General features: G+C 41.4%; 17 protein-coding genes and 1 tRNA gene. 8 read left to right on the forward strand and 10 right to left on the reverse strand.

Annotated features, from left to right (window positions below):
* Position 1 precedes the first annotated feature (1 nt).
* The 8 genes from U1E44_RS11715 (at position 2) to U1E44_RS11750 (ending at position 8430) form a co-directional block, all read left to right on the forward strand.
* Positions 2 to 1198, forward strand: a complete 1197-nt coding sequence (locus tag U1E44_RS11715; RefSeq protein ID WP_322931280.1) for an FtsW/RodA/SpoVE family cell cycle protein — start codon at positions 2 to 4, stop codon at positions 1196 to 1198.
* A complete protein-coding gene (gene murG / locus U1E44_RS11720) occupies positions 1185 to 2297 on the forward strand; it encodes an undecaprenyldiphospho-muramoylpentapeptide beta-N-acetylglucosaminyltransferase (RefSeq protein WP_322931281.1) in 1113 nt (370 codons plus the stop codon). Before U1E44_RS11715 ends, murG begins: the two co-directional genes overlap by 14 nt.
* On the forward strand, positions 2294 to 3646 hold the full coding sequence (murC, locus tag U1E44_RS11725; protein WP_322931282.1) for a UDP-N-acetylmuramate--L-alanine ligase: 1353 nt from the start codon (positions 2294 to 2296) through the stop codon (positions 3644 to 3646). Before murG ends, murC begins: the two co-directional genes overlap by 4 nt.
* The gene (locus U1E44_RS11730) at positions 3636 to 4355 is read left to right on the forward strand and encodes a cell division protein FtsQ/DivIB (protein ID WP_322931283.1); all 720 of its coding nucleotides are present in this window, start codon (positions 3636 to 3638) and stop codon (positions 4353 to 4355) included. The genes murC and U1E44_RS11730 overlap by 11 nt, the downstream gene beginning before the upstream one ends.
* A gap of 3 nt (positions 4356 to 4358) precedes the next feature.
* Positions 4359 to 5693: a cell division protein FtsA gene (gene ftsA / locus U1E44_RS11735; RefSeq protein ID WP_322931284.1), complete on the forward strand. Its 1335-nt coding sequence runs from the start codon at positions 4359 to 4361 to the stop codon at positions 5691 to 5693.
* A gap of 42 nt (positions 5694 to 5735) precedes the next feature.
* On the forward strand, positions 5736 to 7673 hold the full coding sequence (gene ftsZ / locus U1E44_RS11740) for a cell division protein FtsZ (RefSeq protein ID WP_322931285.1): 1938 nt from the start codon (positions 5736 to 5738) through the stop codon (positions 7671 to 7673).
* A gap of 102 nt (positions 7674 to 7775) precedes the next feature.
* Positions 7776 to 8225, forward strand: a complete 450-nt coding sequence (locus U1E44_RS11745) for a GatB/YqeY domain-containing protein (protein WP_322931286.1) — start codon at positions 7776 to 7778, stop codon at positions 8223 to 8225.
* 131 nt (positions 8226 to 8356) lie between these two features.
* Positions 8357 to 8430 (forward strand) — tRNA-Arg (locus U1E44_RS11750).
* Here the strand turns inward: U1E44_RS11750 and U1E44_RS16795 are convergent.
* From U1E44_RS16795 to U1E44_RS11795, 10 genes are all read right to left on the reverse strand, one after another.
* Entirely contained in the window at positions 8384 to 10000 is a 1617-nt protein-coding gene (locus tag U1E44_RS16795; RefSeq protein ID WP_323673890.1) for a recombinase family protein, read from the reverse strand. The two genes, U1E44_RS11750 and U1E44_RS16795, sit on opposite strands and share 47 nt — an antisense overlap.
* Positions 10001 to 10004: 4 nt before the next feature.
* Entirely contained in the window at positions 10005 to 10844 is an 840-nt protein-coding gene (locus tag U1E44_RS11755) for a Fic family protein (RefSeq protein WP_322931287.1), read from the reverse strand.
* A 3-nt stretch (positions 10845 to 10847) separates the two neighbouring features.
* Positions 10848 to 10985 (reverse strand): hypothetical protein, encoded by a 138-nt coding sequence (locus U1E44_RS11760; protein WP_322931288.1) that lies wholly within the window; start codon positions 10983 to 10985, stop codon positions 10848 to 10850.
* Entirely contained in the window at positions 10982 to 11389 is a 408-nt protein-coding gene (locus U1E44_RS11765) for a type II toxin-antitoxin system HicB family antitoxin (protein WP_322931289.1), read from the reverse strand. Before U1E44_RS11765 ends, U1E44_RS11760 begins: the two co-directional genes overlap by 4 nt.
* Positions 11390 to 11478: 89 nt before the next feature.
* Complete coding sequence (locus tag U1E44_RS11770; protein ID WP_322931290.1) at positions 11479 to 11661, reverse strand: hypothetical protein; 183 nt, start codon at positions 11659 to 11661, stop codon at positions 11479 to 11481.
* Between the two features lie 135 nt (positions 11662 to 11796).
* A complete protein-coding gene (locus U1E44_RS11775; RefSeq protein WP_322931291.1) occupies positions 11797 to 12087 on the reverse strand; it encodes a hypothetical protein in 291 nt (96 codons plus the stop codon).
* Between the two features lie 22 nt (positions 12088 to 12109).
* Entirely contained in the window at positions 12110 to 13159 is a 1050-nt protein-coding gene (locus U1E44_RS11780) for a relaxase/mobilization nuclease domain-containing protein (RefSeq protein WP_322931292.1), read from the reverse strand.
* Positions 13149 to 13496 carry a plasmid mobilization protein gene (locus U1E44_RS11785; protein WP_322931293.1) on the reverse strand — a complete coding sequence of 116 codons (348 nt, stop codon included), beginning with the start codon at positions 13494 to 13496 and terminating at the stop codon, positions 13149 to 13151. The genes U1E44_RS11780 and U1E44_RS11785 overlap by 11 nt, the downstream gene beginning before the upstream one ends.
* 330 nt (positions 13497 to 13826) lie before the next feature.
* Positions 13827 to 14552 carry an IS21-like element helper ATPase IstB gene (gene istB / locus U1E44_RS11790; protein ID WP_322931294.1) on the reverse strand — a complete coding sequence of 242 codons (726 nt, stop codon included), beginning with the start codon at positions 14550 to 14552 and terminating at the stop codon, positions 13827 to 13829.
* Positions 14553 to 14584: 32 nt separating this feature from the next.
* On the reverse strand, positions 14585 to 15581 hold a 997-nt coding region (locus U1E44_RS11795), incomplete at its 5' end, for a Mu transposase domain-containing protein (protein ID WP_416242056.1).

The following is a 15581-nucleotide window of genomic DNA, read 5'->3' on the forward strand; positions in this document are numbered from 1 at the left end:
GGTGCTGCAATTGTATAAAAATATTAAGGGAGATAAGGCAATTTGGGCTGTAGTGGCTCTATTGGCGCTGTTTTCGTTTTTACCGGTGTACAGTGCCAGTAGCAATTTAGTGTACGTAGTAGGCAACGGAACTACATTTGGACACTTGCTAAAACATGCCCTATTATTGTTTTTGGGTTTTGGAATTATTTATGGGATACACAACATTCCCACCCACTATTTTAAAGGGCTCTCTATAATTGCGATGCCCATAGTGCTGTTACTCTTGGTGTATACTTTAGCACAAGGTACTACTATTGATGGCGCCAATGCCAGCCGATGGATTCGTGTTCCAGTGGTGGGCTTTACCTTTCAAGCGTCCGGCCTTGCCATGGTTGTCCTTATGATTTATGTAGCAAGATACCTCAGTAAAATCAAGGAAAAAACCATTACATTTTCAGAAAGTATACTGCCCTTATGGTTGCCGGTTTTCTTGGTAGTCATGCTTATTTTACCTGCCAATTTCTCTACCGCAGCTATCATTTTCTGTATGGTTCTGTTGCTGTGTTTCTTGGGGGGTTACCCTTTAAAGTATATTATGAGCATTCTGCTCACAGGACTGGTAGTATTAACGCTCTTTATAGGTATTGCCAAGGCGGCACCCGACTTATTTCCCAATAGAGTGGATACCTGGATCAGTAGAATTGAAAATTTTACAAACGGCACCGATTCTGAAGCGGATTACCAAATAGAAAGAGCGAAAATAGCAATAGCAACCGGAGGAATTGTAGGCAATGGTGCCGGAAAAAGTGTTATGAAGAATTTTTTACCTCAAAGCTCATCAGACTTTATATATGCCATAATTATAGAAGAGTATGGTCTTATTGGTGGCTTTGCGCTCGTATTTTTTTACTTGCTACTCCTCTTCAGAATTGTTGTAGTAGCTAATGGAAATAGAACCACTTTCGGAAAATTGGTGGTGCTCGGTGTAGGGCTGCCCATAGTGTTCCAGGCGCTATTAAATATGGCGGTAGCGGTAGAATTATTTCCCGTTACGGGCCAAACTCTACCCTTAATAAGTAGTGGAGGAACCTCTAGTTGGATGACCTGTTTGGCTATAGGTATTATCTTAAGTGCAAGCCATCAAAACAGTAAGGAACGCAAGGCCGTAAAAATAGATGAATCGAACCCTTTAGAAGTACTAAGTGGGCAATTATAAATTTATAGTATCCGGTGGAGGCACAGGCGGCCATATTTATCCGGCCATCGCCATCGCCAATGCCTTGAAACAAAAATTTCCCAATGCCGAATTTCTCTTTGTGGGCGCAAAAGATCGGATGGAAATGGAAAAAGTACCCCAAGCAGGCTATGCCATAAAAGGATTATGGATTAGTGGCTTACAACGTAAACTAAGTGTAAAAAATGTATTGTTTCCAATTAAAATAGTAGATAGTTTGATTAAGGCCAGAAATATACTTGCACATTTTAAACCGGATGTGGTTATCGGCACCGGTGGCTTTGCCAGTGGACCCTTGGTCGCTATGGCATCAACGCGCAATATTCCGGTATTATTGCAGGAACAAAACTCCTACGCCGGAATTACCAATAAACTATTGGCTAAAAAAGCCCATACGATATGCGTGGCTTACGATGGCATGGAACAATTTTTTCCAAAAACAAAAATTGTAAAAACCGGAAACCCCATCCGCAGCGAATTACTTCTGGAAAGCAAGAACTCCAATGAAGCGTTCCAATTTTTAGGTTTGGATCCCAACAAAAAAACGGTACTTATTTTGGGAGGGAGTTTAGGTGCCAAAAAAATTAATGAGCTTATAAAAGACAACCTAGTTTTTTTTAAAACACTTGGCATACAGCTTATTTGGCAATGTGGCAGCTTATACTACGACACGTACAAAATCTTTGCTTCATCTACGGTAAAAGTATATGATTTTCTTAACCGAATGGATATGGCCTATGCGGCAGCCGAAATTATTATATCCAGAGCGGGTGCAAGTTCGGTATCCGAATTATGTGTGGTAGGCAAACCCGTACTTTTTATTCCCTCGCCCAATGTAGCCGAAGACCATCAAACAAAAAACGCATTGACCTTAGTTGAAAAAGATGCGGCATTATTACTGCGAGAAAAAGACGTAACTACCCAATTTGAAGCTACATTTTCTGCCTTAGTAACCTCTAAGGAACGACAAAAAACCTTAGGAGAAAATATCAAAAAATTGGCCTTGCCGAATGCTACTAATGCCATTGTAAACGAAATAGAAAAATTGCTAGTTAACCAAGCAAATGCCGGAGCTACATGAATTTAAAGAACCTACATAATGTGTATTTTATAGGTATTGGCGGCATCGGCATGTCGGCTTTGGCTCGCTATTTTCTTTTCATGGAAAAAAGAGTATTAGGATACGATAAGACCGAGGTACCCCTAACCCGAGAATTAGAAGCCATGGGTATAGATATTCATTATGAGGATAGTGTAGTAGTCGTTCATAACAAGCAATTAGATCCCACCAACACCTTAGTGGTCTATACGCCAGCTGTACCCAAAGATCATGCGGAGTTAAACTACTTTAAAGATCATGGTTTTTCCGTAATGAAGCGCTCTGAAGTATTAGGGTTAATTACAGAAAATTCCTTTTGCTTTGCTGTTGCAGGTACACATGGAAAAACAACGACCTCCTGTATTCTTGCTCATATTTTAAAGGAATCCGGAATACCTATTATGGCATTTTTAGGAGGAATTTCCGAAGATTTTAACAGCAACTTTTTACTAGAAGGAACAGACTATTCTGTGGTAGAAGCCGATGAATACGATAGATCCTATTTAAGACTTTCTCCAAATATTGCTTGCATTACGTCTATGGATGCGGATCATTTGGATATTTATGGCAGTAGAGATGCCCTTGTAGAAAGCTTTGTGGATTTTACAAAACGACTAAAACCCGGAGGCAAGCTTTTTGTTCGCAACGGACTTCCATTAGAGGGCATCACCTACGGTATAGAAGATGATTCGGACTATTGCATACAGCGAATTACCATTAAAAATGGAACCTATATTTTTGATATAAAAACACCGGAAATAACCCTTAAAGACCTACGATTCCACAAACCCGGAAGGCATAATTTACTCAATGGACTAGTGGCCTTCGCCATGGCCATGCAGTTGGGTATTGCACCAGAAAGACTCGCAAAAGCCTTAGCCTCTTTTAAAGGAGTACAACGGCGATTTTCGTATCAAATACAAACAAAATCATTTGTATTTATAGACGATTATGCACACCATCCCACAGAAATTAATGCGGTACACGATGCCATTAGAGAGTTGTATCCCGGCAGGCAGGCCACAGCAGTATTTCAGCCCCATTTATTTTCAAGGACAAAAGATTTTGCCGAAGATTTTGCTAAGAGTCTTTCTTGTTTCGACCGCATTATTCTATTAGATATTTATCCGGCAAGGGAAAAACCCATTCCCGGTATTACTTCTGAGTGGCTTTTACAAAAAATATCCAATCCTAAAAAGGAATTGGTTTCAAAACAAACACTAAGCACGGCTATAAAAACACATCAACCAGAAATCTTAGTCACTATGGGTGCCGGCGACATTGGTCTGGAAATAGCACAATTAAAAAAAGAACTGGAATATGAAATTTAACTGGAATTATATAAAACTATTTGGACTATTAATCACCGTAATTGGCCTTTTTTCCTTTAGTAATCACCGAAGTAATCTAAAAACAGTGCACGGTATAAAGATTGCTTTCGAAGGAAACGAAAATCTATACATTACGGAAGAAACGGTTAATAAATTGTTAATACAAAAATACGGAACACTTCAGAATGTCGCCAAAGAAAAATTAGTTTTGAATACTATGGAAAAGGTCTTACAGGCCAATGAAATGGTAAAAAATGCCCAGGTTTATCTTACTGTAAATGGCGAGCTTAATTCTAAAATAATTCAGCGAAAGCCAATCGGACGAGTAGAGGGGATTGCAAAATTTTATGTGGATGATGAAGGAAAACGAATGCCACTTTCCAAAAATCACTCTGCAAGAGTACCTATAATTACGGGTGAGATCACAGGTAAAGGGTTGGAAGATGTTTTTGCCATTTTAAAATACATTAACCAAATCGATTTTTTACGGAAAAATATCATAGGTATTCATATTGAGGCCGAAGAAAATTACCAGTTAAAATTCCGAATGGAAAATTTTGTGGTACACTTAGGAGGAGTAGATCATTTAGAGGAGAAGTTTACCAATTTTATGGCGTTTTACACTAAAGCGGACAAAGATAATATGCTAAGTGCCTATAGTACAGTAAGTTTAGAGTTTAGTAATCAGGTAGTTTGTAGTAAAATATAAGGTATGGAACAAGGGAATTATTCAGTGGGTTTAGACATTGGAACCACCAAAATTGTAGCAGTCATTGGTAAGGAAAACGAATATGGCAAGATTGAAATTTTAGGAATTGGCAGATCTAAAAGTTTGGGCGTGCATCGCGGAGTGGTGAACAATATTACCCAAACCATTAAGTCGATTCAGCAAGCCGTGGAACAGGCAGAAGCCAATTCAGGCCTTAAGATAGGCTCTGTAGTGGTTGGAATCGCAGGACAGCACATCAGAAGTTTACAGCACAGCGACTACATAACACGGATAGATTCTGAAGAAGTTATAAACGAAGATGATCTGGACAGGTTGTGCAATCAGGTATACAAATTGGTAATGCTCCCCGGAGAGGAAATTATTCATGTGCTTCCCCAAGAGTATAAGGTAGACGGACAAGCCGAAATAAAACAACCCATAGGGATGTACGGCGGTCGTTTGGAAGCCAATTTCCATGTGGTCGTAGGTCAGGTTTCCTCTATAAAAAATGTGGGTCGATGTATTAAAAGTGCCGGATTAGAATTGGGCAATATCACCCTTGAACCCTTAGCATCGGCCAATGCCGTCTTAAGTCAGGAAGAAAAAGAAGCCGGTGTAGCGCTTATTGATATTGGCGGAGGCACCACAGATTTAGCCATTTTTAAAGATGGTATTATTCGGCATACGGCTGTTATCCCCTTTGGCGGCAACGTAATTACCGAAGATATTAAAGAAGGCTGTTCCATAATAGAAAAACAGGCCGAGTTGTTGAAAATTAAATTTGGATCTGCCTGGCCCGGCGAAAATAAGGACAATGAAATCGTATCCATTCCGGGACTAAGAGGTAGAGAACCTAAAGAAATTACGCTAAAAAACCTATCAAAAATTATACATGCCCGGGTAGTAGAAATTGTAGAACAGGTATATGTTGAGATTAAAAACTATGGCCACGAAGAACAAAAGAAAAAACTTATTGCAGGCATAGTGCTCACCGGTGGCGGAAGTCAGTTAAAGCATCTAAAACAATTGGTAGAATACATTACCGGTATGGATACCCGTATTGGATACCCCAATGAGCATCTGGCAGGAGATTCCGATGAGGAAATTGCAAGTCCCTTATATGCTACAGCTGTGGGCTTACTGATGAACGCCCTACAGAACAAGGAGAAAATGCTGGCTTCGAAGCAGACTGAAAAAAGCAGAGAAGAAACACCCTTAGAACCTGTTTTAGAAGGGCACCAAGGCACTACGGTAAAAACGGCCCAACGCCGAGAGCGCAAAACCATTTTTGACAAATGGTCCGAAAAGTTGAAAGATTTTTTGGACAACGCAGAATAACAAACGAAAGAACACAATTTTAGAACCCGTAATACGAACACTATGAGCAAAAACACTGAATTTGAAAGTATCGCTTTTGATTTACCCAAAAATCAAAGCAATGTTATAAAAGTTATTGGCGTTGGCGGCGGTGGCAGTAATGCTATAAATCACATGTTTAAAGCAGGCATCAATGGCGTAGATTTTGTGATCTGCAACACCGACTCGCAAGCCCTTCAAAATAGCCCTGTGCCCAATAAAATACAGTTGGGGGTAACCCTTACAGAAGGTTTGGGTGCTGGCGCAAACCCGGATGTCGGCGAACAAGCAGCCATAGAAAGTATGCAGGATATAAAATCCATGCTAGATACAACCACCAAAATGGTGTTTATAACCGCAGGAATGGGTGGTGGCACAGGAACCGGTGCGGCGCCTGTTATTGCCAGACAAGCCAAGGAAATGGACATCCTGACCGTTGGCATTGTAACGATGCCCTTTGTGTTCGAAGGGAAAATGCGATGCCACCAAGCTCAGTTAGGTATCGAAAAATTACGCGCCAATGTAGATTCTTTAATTGTAATTAATAACAATAAATTAAGAGAAGTATATGGCAATCTAGGTTTTAAAGCAGGCTTTTCCAAAGCGGATGAAGTATTAGCCACTGCGGCCCGAGGAATTGCCGAAGTAATAACCCATCATTATACCCAAAACATAGATTTACGTGATGCCAAAACGGTACTATCCAACAGTGGCACAGCCATTATGGGATCTGCCATTTCTTCCGGTACCGGAAGAGCCAATGAAGCCATCCTAAATGCCTTGGATTCCCCTTTGCTCAATGACAATAAAATTACAGGAGCCAAGAACGTACTGTTGCTCATCGTATCAGGATCTAAGGAAATTACGATCGACGAGATAGGCGAAATCAATGATCATATACAAATTGAAGCCGGTCATGGCGCCAATATCATTATGGGTGTAGGAGAAGACGATACTTTGGGCGATGCTATCGCAGTTACCGTAATTGCTACCGGTTTTCATATAGATCAGCAAGACGATATTGTAAATACCGAATCCAAAAAAATTATACACACCTTAGAAGAAGAACAAAAGGCAGAACAAATTCTAAGATCCAATGAAATTGTGCATACATTGGAAGAAGAAAAAGACGCGCTTCGTGAAGAACCCAGCGTTATAAAGCATACGTTATTTGAAGAACTCCGGGACGATATGGATCTTATTCCAACCTCTAGTTATATTAAGAACTTCAATGTGTTCTACGAAGAAGTAATTGCCCAAAATGTAAGCGACGATTTTATTATTATTGATTCTAAAGAAGCCTTAAATGATATCGAAGTGGTAGAACCGGAAGTCGTATCCAAAAAAAATAAAGAAGAAGATCAGTTTACACTAAGTTTTGATTTGCCTTTATCGAATAAGATCGAAGTTGAGGAAGATGAAAAGGAACACGTGATTACCTTTAATTTGGATGATGAACTAAGGGATATGGATGTTCAAGATCATATAGAAGTGATCCCTGTGTTAGAATACAACAAACACGGAGAAACCCGGTACAGCTTGGATGATTACATGGAGTTAGAAAAAAAATTGACTGGAGCAAAATCTAAGGCCGAAACGTATGAACCTAAAATTGTTGAGAATAAATTGGTATTCGAAAAAAAGACGATCAACACTTCGGAATCTACTGCGCATAGCAATGCTCAAACAGAAATAGATCCTATGAACAGCCCGTTAGAAGATTTGCTCAAAGAACGTGCTGATGAGCGCCGTAGAAAATTAAAAGATTTTAATTACAAATTTCAAAATAGCCTCAACCATATAGAGGAAATAGAAAAGCAACCGGCCTATAAAAGACAGGGCATAGATCTGAATGAAAATCCAAGAGAAGCAAGGGTTTCCAGAACTTCTTTGGGCGAGGACAGCAATGATGAAATACAACTGCGATCTAATAACTCCTTTTTGCACGACAATGTAGATTAGTTCTTTAGTAAGGATGGTCTAAAAAAATACAAGTAAAAACCCGAAAACTAGCATCTTTTTCGGGTTTATTTTTTTATCTTCACACCGCTAAAAAAGCGTATTATGAGCTTGCAGGATAACGTAATGGAACAAATGAAAGCGGCCATGAAAGCTAAAGATGCGGTAGCCCTAGAATCGCTCAGAGCTATTAAATCGGCTATTTTGTTGGCACAAACAGAAGCGGGTGGCGCAGCCGGACTTACCGCAGAAAACGAACTTAAATTGGTTCAAAAGCTGGTAAAACAGCGCAAAGACAGTGCTGCCATTTACAGAGCCCAAGGAAGAGAAGATTTAGCTGCACCAGAATTGGCACAAGCAGCTATAATAGAAAAATTTTTACCCGAACAATTATCGGAAACCCAAATCGCAGAAGTGATCACAAAATTGATAACAAGTTCCGGTGCTTCGGGCATGAAGGATATGGGAAAAGTAATGGGATTGGCTACAGCAGAATTGGCCGGGCGAGCCGATGGCAAGACGATCTCAAAAATCGTAAAAGAGAAGCTGGTATAGTACCATAAAGATACGATTTTGCCCAGCGTGGGAATTAGGTTTGGTGCCTGCCCGAAATAGTTCGTTCTAGCAAGATTCAACAGCGAAGGGTTAAAAGAATGGCATATCATAGAAAGAGAGATTAAAATATTGGCTGCGTAGTTCAACTGGATAGAATATCAGATTTCGGCTCTGAGGGTTGGGGGTTCGAATCCCTCCGCGGTCACTAAACGGGATTTTTCACAAAATGAGTGAAAATTCCCGTTTTTTATTTCCCTTGAGTCACCTGAAAATGAGTAGATTGCGCTGAAAATCTCATTGATCCTAAAAGTTTGAACTGCCTTGTTTTTGAAGTCGTACCCAATTCCGTCTGGGAAGACCATATATTGTAGGGCCCTTTTAGTTTCCAAATCACCTGACTCCCACAATTTAGGAAGGTTACAGGCATAACCAAGTGCCAGTTTTACCGACTTTTTGAGGTTTGAACTATTTATGCCCCTGTTCTCCAATTTTGTTTCGAGTTCCCTTTGTTCGGCCTTCAGTTCTGGCATGAAAAGATCATATTGGGACTTGGTAATCTCGTTCAACAGAACGAACCTTCTTTCTAATGTACCTATCCGCTCCTTTACCTGATCCAGTTCTTTGGACAACCTTTTTTGGTCTTCCAAAGCTTCCTGATTTTTGTCCAGCAGGGTATCGTGAATGATTTCGGTCAGGGGTTCGATGTACTTTTTATCCGCAATCGTATATTCACCCAGAACGTTCAGGAACTCCTGATGGAGCTTTTTAGCGCTCCTGTTCTCCCTACTTCCCTTTCGTCGGTTCTTGTAATAGTAAAGGCCCTTTTTCCGCACTATAAAGCCGGTGTATGGTGTGCCGCAAACCGAAGACCTGACGAACTGTTTCAGAGGCAGGTTTTCGTCATCGAAGGTGTACTTTCGGGGAGATTCACCTACATGAAGCAGATTATGGATTTTAAGAAAGACCTCTTTTGGAATCAGGGCCTCGTGTTTTCCCTCAATTACCTCTCCGGGAATCAGGCTATTGACGATAAGTCCACAATAGAAAGGATTCCGAAAAAGATCGGACAGTTTTTTTGCGTTGATATGCAAGCCCTTTTCCTTTAGGCGTTTTGCAATCTCGACATGGGACATATTTTGGTTGGCCTTCCATAAAAAGGCCTGTTTGAGCAATCTTCCCTCTTCGGTGACCACAAAATTAGGGACCTTCCCTTTTCCGGGATTGGCATTCGTGTATCCAAAGGGGTAAGCTCCCGTCCAGTATCCCTTTCGTAACTTTTCCTGCATGCCGGTAATGGATTTATCCCTGCGGATCTGATTATCGAAGTGGGAGAACATGTGAAAGAGATTTTCTTGGAACGTACCGGCACTTGTGGTCACATCGATTTCCTGAGTGGCCGATATCACGGCAACACCCTGCTTTTTCAACTGTCCGCTGATATACGCCCCGTTCGCGCCCGTTCTTGAAAACCTATCGTAGGAATAGACAATGATATAGCCAATGTTCTTCCTCCTCTTGACATAGCTCAGCATTTTTTGGAATTCCCTTCGCTCATCGCTCTTTGCCGATTCGTAGGTTCCCCCAAAATACTCTATCACCTCTAGCTTTTTTCTGATGGCATACTCCTGACAGTATTTGAGTTGCGTGGTCAGGCTGGCATTGTTATCGAATTGCTCCTTACTGGAAACACGGGTGTAAATAACGGCCGTATCGCTTTTGCCTATAATCCTACCTTTTTCCTTTTTCGCAAATTGCTCGAATACCTCTAGGTTCATACTACTATCTTTTTGGTCCTTTCAAGTCCTTTTTGCTATTATTCCCGTCCTCAATACCCAAGTTGAAATTCTTCGAAAGGTTTTTTTTTTGACCTATTTCCTTTTGCATTCTCTTGATGGAAGTCTCGTAAAAAAAGTTGACTATCGCCAACATATTATTATGTTTCTCGGAAGCTTTGAGTGCATCGATGTATTCTTGCCTATCCTCCTTTAAAATGATGATATGGGGATGTTTGAATTTCTCCAGGATAAAATTGGACAGCAACCGGCCCAACCTTCCATTACCGTCCGGGAAGGGATGGCTGTAAATGAACATTTTGTGGAATATGGCACTCAATTCCAAAGGATGCGTTTTTTTGTTTTTGATGGCATCGTCAAAACTGGCCAGAAGCCTTGGCATGTTCGCTATGGCCTTTTTGGTGTCACGGAATACGGTATCACCGGCCGCCATTTGGGTCTTAGCATATTCCCCGGGTCTATGGCCTTTATAGGGCAAGGTATTTTTGGTCAATATTTTATGGACCGTTCTTACGAAGGATTCGTTTAAGTCGGAACCATTATTTTTTAAGATATAATCATAGGCATTGAAATGGTCCATGATTTCGAACGCTTCCAGTAAGGTCTTGTTGACCAGGTTAACGGCATATCCCTTTTCCTTAAGCTCCCTTGTGTCGTCCACGCTGAAGCTGTTGCCCTCGATACCACAACTGTGGGCGGAAAAAAGGATTTCATTGTATCTCCTGAAATCATCTGCACTAAAGGCCGATACGATCAATTTATCATATTTCTCCTTTAGGGAATCGTACTCTTTCCTGATTACTACGAACGGATCGTTTCCTTCCATGGGCTATTTGAATTTTGATTCGATTTCTATTTTCTTTCGTGACTGTCTTTCATCTTTCCAGAACATTCTTTTTCGAATTGTCCGTAAACGTTCTGCCAATTCACCTCCTACGGTCATCATTCTTTTTGTATCCGTCCTCATTGTTCCTCCCTATTTTGGCTTAGGACCTTTTCCTCGTTCTTTACCAGGTAATCAAAGGCCTTGTTGACCAGTTCGTTCAATTTCATTTTTTTCCTCTCGGCCATTATCGAGAGCTCCCTGTGGATTTCACTGGATGTACGAATATTGAACACGCCCCTATAGAACCTGTTCGGTTCTTTGCCAAGCTCCTTGCAGGTGCCAAGATAATCTTCGACAGATTCCTCAAAGGCCTCCTTTAGCTCTTTGACAGACCTGCCCTCATAGGTCACGAGATCGTTTATTCCGATAACCTTTCCGTGCAGCAAACCGTCCCCTGAACTATACTCCACGGAACCGTAATACCCTTTATGTTCCAAATTATCCGCCATTGCTTCGATTATTCCTTGATCGGCTTTATTTCCCATTGTTTCGTTCGTACACGAACCTGGAACGCAATCCACCCGTTACCAAAGATACTAAAATGCAACTATTATTTAGTTGCTTATTTTTAAGTTTAAACTTCTTTTACACTACCTTGTTGTACATGGCGGCAAACTATGTTGGCGAGTTTCTGGAGCTGCTCCAAAGTTCTTTCAGCCTCTTCCTCTGAATATTCCTCAAAACCGTTAAATGTTTTGAGCCATGTACTATTGAATGTTCCTTTTTTCCGCTTTGGTCCAAATACTGAATTTGACATTACTTATACATCTCGGCAGCTCCCGTGTCTTGAAGGTGACTTCCGTATTTGTAAAAGCAGGCTTTAATTTACCTTTTTTATTTTGTGTAATTCTTTGTGGGGCCATCATTTTATTCCATACTTATTAATGGTCTGTTAAGAACCTTTATTATTGGAATTAGTGTTGACTTTTTTCCTATAAATCCTGTTCACACAGACGATTTTGCCATTGCTCTGTTTGATTTCAAGGTTTTGAAAATCATGCTGTTTCAACATATCGATGATACGCTCCCCTGTATCCAGTCTTTCCAGACCTTCAATTACATCTACCTCCCCATTTTTGATGATCAATTTAATGGAGAGGAACCTTTTGTTCCGTATCATTTCCAGCACTTGGATTTCGGCACAGGACAGTCTCAAGGATTTTAGCTTATCGTTCTTTTTCATGTGTTTGCATTTAGGGGGTTTCCTATAGACCTAGGCCTCTTCTTTTCTTCTTCCTTTTGGACCTTTTCCTGTTGTTCCCGTCCAGAAGTTCCAGTTTAAAAGCGTTCCATTCCGTTTCGCTTACCGCAGCTTGTGTTACTCCATTTCCTTCAATTTGTTCCAGATGACCTTTTGGTTGTTCAGTAGTATTTTCAGTGCCTTCTGTACTTCCATTATTTCTTGGTTTAGGCCCGATTGACCTTCCATGGTCTCTTTCACCAGTAGGATGAGTTCCTCGTTCTTTTTCATTAGCCGATAGTACAATTGAACGGTCTCTTGTTTGCTCATAATCGATGTGTTTTGTTATAGTGTTCCATGAGATTTTTTTGCCGAGCGTACTGCCCTTATATACTACATCCTGATATCTGAACGAAATACCGGAAACCCTTCCCGTGGTTTCGCCTATATTGAATCTTGGGGATACATGTTGCTGTTCCAATAACCCGATAAATTCCCTTGTATCCTTGGCTTTTGAAATCGCCGAACCGATTTTGTCCTGAAGTACAAGCTTGATAGGCAGATTGCCCGTTCTTAGGGTCTTCTCTATTTCTTTTTGGGTAAGTGGTTTTTTAGCGTTCTTGTTACCTACGATTTGGGTAAGCCCGTATTTCTTCTCCAGTTCGTTGAGTATCTCACGGCTTCTTCTCTTAATGTTACTATCGTTTGTTATTCTACCGGAATACCTTACCCGATTGGCTATGATATGGATATGTTCATGTTCCGTGTCGGTATGTCGGTACATAATGAACTGGTTGTTGTCAAAGCCCATCTTCATTAGGTAATCACACCCGAATGAGGCAAATTCCTTATCATCTAAAAAGTCCGAGTGCGGAAGATTGAGGGAGACATGGAGTACAGCTTTCCCCAGGTTTGGTCTTAGTTCCCTGATCAGATTGAATTCCTGGGTCATGTTGACCGGCGTGGAATGTTCGATATTGGAATCGATGACATACCCGACCCCTTCGTCCACCTTCTTTTCATTGTAGGCCAAGACCCCATAAAAATCCTTCCCTATGGTTATCTTACCTATCATTACCCGAAATATTTGATTTAAGGTATTGCAATAGTGCTTTAACTTCCTCCAACTGTTTATGGATGTTGTACGGGTCAAGGATACCGGAGTTGACGTACTTGGCCAACTGGTTCAGGTTGTTGCCCACTCGGCTCAGCTCGACAAAAAATTTCCGGTCCAATGGGCTTACCTTTTTCTTTGGTAAGGACTTTTCGGTGACCTTTCTTCGGATAAATTCGGCAATAGATAGCCCAATGGTCCTGGCATTATCGGAAACCTTGATATAGTCGTCAACGGTCATCCTGATGTTGACCTGTATCAGTTTCAACGATGCCAGTTCTTTTTTTGGCCTACCCATTTTTATGTTTTTTGTGAGGATCACAAAGCAACCTTCAAACGAAGTGCGTAGGGTTTTTGTTAGCAAAAACACAACTTGCTTCGTGACCTCCGATTAATTTTTGGCTAAACTATCGATGATCGGAAAATAAAAATGGGAGTGCTGTACACGAAATCATGTACACCAAATGCAAATTGCTAGGAAAAAATTCTTAGGGGAATTTACTGGGAATGGGCAGCATCTGTAGGCTATGTTGGATGCGCCGGTCAAATTGAGCCATGTGCGCCGGATGAAAGTGAGCCGTTTAAACTAGTTGCTTAAAATCGATTCATTTGTGGGTTAAATTTAGTTTTAATTATTCATTTTTATACGCATTGATTCACCTTTTATATCTATCCTGTGTGCCGAGTGCACCAGTCGGTCAAGTATAGCGTCGGCAATGGTTTTCTCACCGATTACCTCATGCCATGCTTGAACGGGAAGTTGTGAAGCTATTATTGTTGATTTCTTTGCGTGCCGGTCTTCGATTATCTCCATAAGGGCGTGCCTGTTGATGTTGTCCAGAGGTTTTAGCCCAAAGTCATCCAGAATGAGCAGATCCTGTTTTTCGAGCTTGTTTATCTGTTTCAGGTAAGACCCGTCCGCCTTTGATGTCTTTAGCATTGTGAAGAGCTTAGCGGTGTTGAAGTACATTACCTTATACCCTTGGGAACATGCCTGATGGCCCAGGGCCGATGCCAGATAGCTCTTGCCTACCCCGGTACTTCCGGTAACAATTATGTTTTGGTTCTTATCGATAAACCCACAGGATGCAAAACGCTGTATTTGGTTTTTGTCCAATTGTCGGGAAGCTTTGTAATCTATCGCTTCGATTACAGCTGTATACCTGAACCTTGCGGCCTTGGTCAGGCGTTCTATCTTGCGGTTGTCCCTATCGTCCCATTCGCACTGTAGCAAGTAAGCTACCAGCTCGTCGTTGGTGTAATCGACGCCTTGGGATTCCATTGTGGTCATAAAGGCCCTTTGCATTCCATAGAGCCTTAATTGTTTCATTTGTTCTAATGTCCTTGTGTTCATATAATCGTATTTAATGTTTAACGGTCATTCTGCTATTTGTAATAGTTTCCTCCCCTGATATTCTCGTGGTCAGGTATATCGGTGTTTTCGTAAGGTTCCTCCTCGATGGAGTCCCACCCGTTCTTAAGGATTCGCTCTATCATACTGTAGCTGTAGGCGTCATAGTCTAGCGCCCGTTTACAGGCGTTCTCCAAGCGTTGGTCGCCGACCTTTTTGGTCAGGTGGAGTATCCCAAGGCAGGATTTGTAAGATTGTTCCGGGTGCTGCTTTTTCTCAAGTATGCCCATGATGTACCGTTTACAGTTTTCCCCGATACGTTCGGACCAGGCTATAAATTTTTCACTGCTCCATTCACTGACAAAGCGATGGTGCGAAGGCATATGCTCCGCCACGGTGGTATATCCATATTTTTGCCTTTGCCGTGTATGTGCCGCCAAACGTTCGTATTTATGGTATACTTCGATAAAGCTGTCCGAGTAGATTATCTTGACCTGTTTCCCGATATGCTTATAGGGAACGCTGTAATAGTGTTTGTCCTTTCCTAGATAAATATGGCTGTTCTTATGCACGGTACCCTTTGCATAGGATTTTATCTCATAGCGCTTTAAGGGAAGAGGCTCAAGTTCCCGTAGTTCTACTTCTTTGAACAGGGAGTAACGTGAGTACTCCCTTCCCCTGAAGGACATTGCGTTATGTTTTTCCAAAAGGCCTTGTATGGCCTTGTTGATATCCTTTATGCTATGGAAGATATCATTCCTTAAGGGCGCGAATACCCTGGTGTAGATAATGCGTACCGCGTTTTCCACGATGGCCTTGTCCCTTGGTTTATAGCTCCTTGTAGGCAAAATGGCAGTCTGGTAATGTTCTGCGAAGTCGGCAAAAGTCTCGTTGACCTTGGGCTCGTACCGACTGCTCTTGGTGACCGCCGATTTCAAATTGTCCGGTACAAGTGCCTTGGGCACCCCTCCATAGAACCAAAGTGCATTCTCGGTACAACGCACGAATTCTTCCCGTTTTTGGCTCGCACAG

Origin of the sequence: Aurantibrevibacter litoralis, assembly GCF_034651555.1 — a bacterium.
Taxonomy (GTDB): Bacteria; Bacteroidota; Bacteroidia; order Flavobacteriales; family Flavobacteriaceae; genus Aurantibrevibacter; species Aurantibrevibacter litoralis.

Coding starts and splice junctions, on each gene's coding strand:
- istB (WP_322931294.1), bottom strand. CDS start 14,552: ATGAACACAAGGACATTAGAACAAATGAAACAATTAAGGCTCTATGGA.
- U1E44_RS11765 (WP_322931289.1), bottom strand. CDS start 11,389: ATGGGAAATAAAGCCGATCAAGGAATAATCGAAGCAATGGCGGATAAT.
- U1E44_RS16795 (WP_323673890.1), bottom strand. CDS start 10,000: ATGAACCTAGAGGTATTCGAGCAATTTGCGAAAAAGGAAAAAGGTAGG.
- U1E44_RS11780 (WP_322931292.1), bottom strand. CDS start 13,159: ATGATAGGTAAGATAACCATAGGGAAGGATTTTTATGGGGTCTTGGCC.
- U1E44_RS11770 (WP_322931290.1), bottom strand. CDS start 11,661: ATGTCAAATTCAGTATTTGGACCAAAGCGGAAAAAAGGAACATTCAAT.
- U1E44_RS11755 (WP_322931287.1), bottom strand. CDS start 10,844: ATGGAAGGAAACGATCCGTTCGTAGTAATCAGGAAAGAGTACGATTCC.
- U1E44_RS11745 (WP_322931286.1), top strand. CDS start 7,776: ATGAGCTTGCAGGATAACGTAATGGAACAAATGAAAGCGGCCATGAAA.
- U1E44_RS11760 (WP_322931288.1), bottom strand. CDS start 10,985: ATGAGGACGGATACAAAAAGAATGATGACCGTAGGAGGTGAATTGGCA.
- ftsA (WP_322931284.1), top strand. CDS start 4,359: ATGGAACAAGGGAATTATTCAGTGGGTTTAGACATTGGAACCACCAAA.
- U1E44_RS11775 (WP_322931291.1), bottom strand. CDS start 12,087: ATGAAAAAGAACGATAAGCTAAAATCCTTGAGACTGTCCTGTGCCGAA.
- murC (WP_322931282.1), top strand. CDS start 2,294: ATGAATTTAAAGAACCTACATAATGTGTATTTTATAGGTATTGGCGGC.
- U1E44_RS11785 (WP_322931293.1), bottom strand. CDS start 13,496: ATGGGTAGGCCAAAAAAAGAACTGGCATCGTTGAAACTGATACAGGTC.
- ftsZ (WP_322931285.1), top strand. CDS start 5,736: ATGAGCAAAAACACTGAATTTGAAAGTATCGCTTTTGATTTACCCAAA.
- U1E44_RS11730 (WP_322931283.1), top strand. CDS start 3,636: ATGAAATTTAACTGGAATTATATAAAACTATTTGGACTATTAATCACC.